The organism is Mesorhizobium sp. A623 (assembly GCF_054489405.1).
This window is the reverse complement of sequence record NZ_JBTMXB010000080.1, coordinates 1-4,995: the sequence shown is the minus strand read 5'-3', so window position 1 is coordinate 4,995 and position 4,995 is coordinate 1. Positions and strand designations below refer to the sequence as shown.

The following is a 4,995-nucleotide window of genomic DNA, read 5'->3' as shown; positions in this document are numbered from 1 at the left end:
ATGAAGATGACGAACCGGCTATTTCAGTCGCCGCTCGACTACGCCATCGCCAATAAATGATCCGTGCACCAAAGCTTAGTCAGACGGCTGACACCCGCCTTTGCGACGATCGTTGACTGACTGACGTCCACCCCACTATCGGAGATTTCATTGGCCGGCGTCGGGCAGGACGAAATTGCCATGGGCCTGGCCGCTATCGATTTTGCGTCGAACTGACCTTAGCGGGGATGCCATCGCCTCGAAGCCCTATCGGGGCAAACGGCAGTCACCTGGTCCGCGCTCGATACTCAAATGCAGGCGCGCGGCTAGGGTCTCGCGGCGTGCCTTTGAGTATTGATATACTGCCTATGCGTGGATCAGTTTCCCCTTACTCGGCCGGCTGAGGTTGTCTGTCTGCAGCGACTTCAGTCTGCTTGCCGGAGAGGGTGCGCTGGCCGAGAGCCACGGTCAAAACGGTTGCCGCCGCCGCCGCAACAGATACCCAGAAGCCGTTCTGTGCGCCGTAGTTGTCGACGACCCAGCCCGACACGAATGAACCTAGCGCCATGCCAATGCCGATGCCGGTCATGACCCAGGTGACGCCTTCGGTCAGCATGGACTCCGGAACCCGCCGCTCGATCAGGCCGAAGGCCGTGATGAAGGTCGGCGAGATGGCGACACCGCTCAAGAAGATGGCAACCGCGAGAAGCGCGACCGAGCTGCCGGCAATCAACAGAGGCAGGGTAGTCAGAGCGAGAACGCTGACGGCGATCAGCATCTGGCGCTGGAGAGGCATTTTAGGATTGATCGCGCCGAGGACGAGGCCGAGCACAAACGATCCGACCGCATACACGCCGATGACAAGGCTTGCAGCACCCGGCTGGCCAAGTTCCTTCGTGATGGCGACCGAGGTCACTTCGGCCGTGGCGAAGATCGCCCCGACGAAGACCAGCGCCAGCGTGACAATCTGAACCGGACGCAGCCAGATAGCCGAGCCCCGTGGGGCATCACTGTCAAGCGCCCGCACCTTCGGTTCGGTCGACCGCTGCAGGAGAAACGCAGCTGTGCCAAAGGCAAGGAATGCGGTGCTGGCGAGCATACCGGCTTCCGGGAAAAGCGATACGGAAAGACCGACCGAGAGTGAGGCGCCCGCGATGTAGATCAGCTCGTCAGCAGCCGACTCGAAGGCGAAGGCGGTGTTGATCTCCGGGCGATCGCGGAACATTTCGCTCCAACGGGCACGAACCATCGCCGATATGCTGGGCATCGTCGAGGCGGCCAATGCAGAGGCGAACAGTGTCCAGACAGGCCAGCTCTGGTTCACGGCCGCAATCAGCACCAGAAAGGCGGCGATCGACACGAGCGCCGCAGGGGCGACAACGGCGGCCTGGCCGAAGCGATCGACAAGACGGGATAGTTGCGGCGACACAAATGCGTTTGTTAGGGCGAATGTTGCCGAAACGGCACCAGCCAGCCAGTACTCGCCATAAGTCTGGGACAGCATGGTGATGATACCGATTGGCGCCATCGCTACGGGTAGGCGTGCGATGAACGCGGCCGCCGAGAAGCCCTTGGCTCCCGACGCCCTGAATATTTCTGCATAGGGATTCGACATTTGAGAGGCTCCTTGATCGGCAGCGCACGTCACGTATATACTTAGCGTATGTGAGTGAAATAATTATATACGCTGCGTATGTCAACTAAAATACGAAACGTATGTGAACAAAGGAAAACACGGTGCGAAAGACGCGCAAGGGGATGATCGCCGAGACCCGGGCGAAGCTGATTGCCGCCGCCCGGCACACTTTTGGCACGGTCGGCTACGCCGATTCGAACATGGACGAGTTTACCGCGGAGGTGGGATTGACCCGTGGCGCCCTCTACCATCACTTCGGTGACAAGCAGGGCCTGCTGCGGGCGGTCATCGAGGAAATCGATTCAGAGATGACTGCGCGCCTGAAGGAAATATCAGAACGTGCGCCAACGCGCTGGCAAGGTGTGGTCGATGAATGGATCGGCTATATCGAAATGGCGCTTGAGCCTGAGATCCAGCGTATCATGTTCCGTGATGGGCCGGCGGTTCTTGGTGACATTTCCCAGTGGCCGAACACCAATGGCTGTGTCGTGGCTCTGAAGGAAAGCTTGGATGAGCTCAAAGCCAATGGTGTGCTTGTAGACGTCGATACGGAGGGCGCCGCGCGGCTGATCAACGGCGCCAGCAGCCACGCAGCCACATGGATTGCCAGTTCCGACAATCCCGAGGAAACCTCCAGGAGGGCCGTGGCAGGCTTTCGCACCCTGCTTGAAGGGCTTCGTGTCAAGAATGGCTGAGGGCCCGCAAGGCCACGCCGTGGGACCGGAAACTCTCCCGTTTCAGGACGGGCGTGTCATTAATGCTTCACTTTCGCGAGACCCGATTGGCCATGCCTGTCCGGTGACTGCATCGGCTTTCGCGACCTTAAAGCTGCTTTTAGCTAACCTTCGGCCAGTAGGTGCCGAAGGACCAGACGTTGCCTTCCGGGTCGCGGCAGATGAAGTCGCGGCTGCCATAATCACGGTCGACCGGTTCCTCAAGTATTGTCGCGCCAGCCGCCATCGCGCGAATATAGAGCGCGTCCGTATTATCCACCGCAACATAGACGGACTTGCCAGCATTCTCACCTGGACCGCCCACCATGCTGCCATACTGGTCGTCGCGCACTTGGCCAAGCATGATAATAGACGAGCCGAGCGCGAGTTCGGCATGATGCACCTCGTCTCCCTCGCCATATCTGACGCGTAGCGTGAAGCCAAAAGCCTGCCGCAGCCAGTCGACCATCTTCGCCGCGTTGTGGTAGCGGAAGGTTGGATAGATGCGTGGAGCTTCCGTCGTTTCGGCCATGATTGTCCTCCTCTGTTCGAACCGATACGCCATGTTGGCACCATCGGCTCGCAGCGTATTGAAGGAATGTTACCTGCGGCGATCAGGCCGCGCGCTTTTGCCAAGGCGGCCGGGCTTTCTCCGGCGAATTCGTGGAACTCGCGCACCAGATGGGCTTGGTCGGCATAACCGCATTCGGCCGCGATCTCGGCCCAGCGGCCACTTGTTGCCCGCGCGAGCGCAAGCGCCCGATTGAACCGCACCATGCGCGCGACCGCTTTCGGGCCGGTTCCGATCTCTTTGCGAAAGCGTTCCGCAAGGTGCTTGCGGCTCCAGTCCAGCCTTTTGGCGATGTCGCCGACGCGCACCGGGCATTGGCCCCAGAGGATATGCTCGTAGGCCCAGGTGATGGCCGGGCTGACAGGCGCGGCGCGCTGGAGCCTTTCGCGCACGAACGCTTCAGTCAGGTGAAGCCGCCTGTCCCAATCGGGCTCATCGCCGAGCTTCTCGCGCAACACTGCGATTTCCCGGTCGGCAAGGTCATCGAGCGGGACCATCCACCCGGAGATCTCGTGCATCGGCAACCCGAAAACGCGGTAGGCACCAAGCGGTGTGAAGTCGATTTGGACGCATTCTGCGCCGCCGGTTGAATTGATCAGCACATGGCCGGGATAGAGACCAGAGGTGAAGCTCGCATAGGTATCCTCGCGCGTCGGCGCGCGTCCAAACGCAATTTCGAAGGGCTCGCCCCAACTGATGACGAGCGGCACCACCAGCGCGGCCATCTCGACGGAATGATGAAGCGTGCGGCCGCTCTCGCGATAGCCGATAATCCGGTCCACCAGGCCGGTTAATTCGGGATGACAGAAATGGCGGCGCAGGAAGGGCGGGCGGCACTTCCTAGCCTCGATCTTGATGCTCCCCCACTGTTCTGAAGCCATGGGCCACGTCCGGGTTTCTTGCGGCAATAGTAGGCCAAGCATCTCTATCTGCAAAGGCTGCAGCGTTCAGCTTGCTAAGTTTCATCACTTGCCGATTAGCCACCAGCCAGCTCCGTCCGAATAATTCTCGTCCTGCCTACACGAATCACGACCATAAACCTTACTGGAAACTACATAACCGATACCTCGAGAGATCATTCTTCGCTCCATTCAGATAATGTTAGCTCGAATTCGCGCGGATGGTCCGACCGCAGAGCGTGAACTACCTGGCCCTGGTGGTCCAGATTGAGTCTTAGAATCCAGGCTGCCAAGCGACTGCTGGACCCGGCTCCTGAAGAAGCTGGGCATCGCGCCGATGCGGATGATCACCGACAAGTTGCGCTCCTATGGTGCGGCGCATCGCGAGGTCATGCAGACTGTCGAACATCGATCCCATAAGGGCCTGAATAACCGGGCAGTAAATTCGCATGTGCCGCTGCGAAAGTGGGAGCGAACGATGCAGCGGTTCCGATCGAAGGGCAATCTGGCTTGCCTGTAAAACAACTTTGCCTATCGGTGACGATGCCGACTCCCTGATAAAAACGAAAAGACAATATCCGCGCATGAGTCTCATTTAGCCAGCATTTGGACCGCCATGACGCAGAGAAGCTCGAACAGGAGGGTGGCGCCGGTCAGCGCGGTGACGCCCGAAGGATCGAGCGGCGGCGAAACCTCGACCAGATCGGCGCCGATGATGTCGACGCCGGCGAGCGCGCGGACCATCGTCTGGGCTTCGCGCGTCGTGATACCGCCGATCTCGGGGGTGCCGGTCCCCGGGGCAAAGGACGGATCGAGCGCGTCGATGTCGAACGAGACATAGGTGGGCGCGTCGCCGACGATCGCGCGCGCCTCGGCCATCACCACGTCCACGCCGCGCTCCATGAATTCCTCGATAAAGATGATGCGGATGCCGGCCTCGCGGGCGAAATCATAGTTTTCCACATCGGAGATTGCGCCCCTGATGCCGATCTGGACCATGCGCTTGGGATCAAGCAGGCCTTCCTCGACGGCACGGCGGAACGGGGTGCCGTGATTGTAGCGGTTGCCGAAGAACTCGTCATAGGTGTCGGAATGGGCATCGAAGTGGATGAGGCCGGCTGGCTCCTTGGCGATGCCGCGCAGGATGGGCAGCGTGATCAGATGATCGCCGCCGACAACCAGCGGCCGGGCACCTGC

The 4,995-nt window shown here is 60.2% G+C and carries 4 protein-coding genes and 2 pseudogenes; 2 read left to right on the top strand and 4 right to left on the bottom strand.

Annotation, left to right across the window (positions count from 1 at the left end; translation table 11 throughout):
- Positions 1-367: 367 nt before the first annotated feature.
- On the bottom strand, positions 368-1,594 hold the full coding sequence (locus ACX3P1_RS27680; protein ID WP_459082941.1) for an MFS transporter: 1,227 nt from the start codon (positions 1,592-1,594) through the stop codon (positions 368-370).
- 143 nt (positions 1,595-1,737) lie between these two features.
- Here ACX3P1_RS27680 and ACX3P1_RS27675 point away from each other — a divergent pair, with 143 nt between their 5' ends.
- Positions 1,738-2,310 carry a TetR/AcrR family transcriptional regulator gene (locus tag ACX3P1_RS27675; RefSeq protein WP_459082943.1) on the top strand — a complete coding sequence of 191 codons (573 nt, stop codon included), beginning with the start codon at positions 1,738-1,740 and terminating at the stop codon, positions 2,308-2,310.
- Positions 2,311-2,449: 139 nt separating this feature from the next.
- Here the strand turns inward: ACX3P1_RS27675 and ACX3P1_RS27670 are convergent, their stop codons facing one another.
- Together ACX3P1_RS27670 and ACX3P1_RS27665 are read right to left on the bottom strand one after the other, a co-directional pair.
- Positions 2,450-2,860, bottom strand: coding sequence for a VOC family protein (locus tag ACX3P1_RS27670; RefSeq protein WP_459082939.1), 411 nt, complete (start codon positions 2,858-2,860; stop codon positions 2,450-2,452).
- Positions 2,861-3,015: 155 nt separating this feature from the next.
- Positions 3,016-3,396 (bottom strand): annotated as a pseudogene (locus ACX3P1_RS27665) (helix-turn-helix domain-containing protein); the annotation flags it as partial.
- Between the two features lie 684 nt (positions 3,397-4,080).
- On the opposite strand from ACX3P1_RS27665, the pseudogene ACX3P1_RS27660 reads away from it, so the two are divergent.
- Positions 4,081-4,306: pseudogene (locus ACX3P1_RS27660) on the top strand (DDE-type integrase/transposase/recombinase); the annotation flags it as partial.
- Between the two features lie 83 nt (positions 4,307-4,389).
- Here the strand turns inward: ACX3P1_RS27660 and ACX3P1_RS27655 are convergent.
- The coding region (locus ACX3P1_RS27655) for an arginase family protein (RefSeq protein WP_459082937.1) at positions 4,390-4,995 on the bottom strand (606 nt) is incomplete at its 5' end.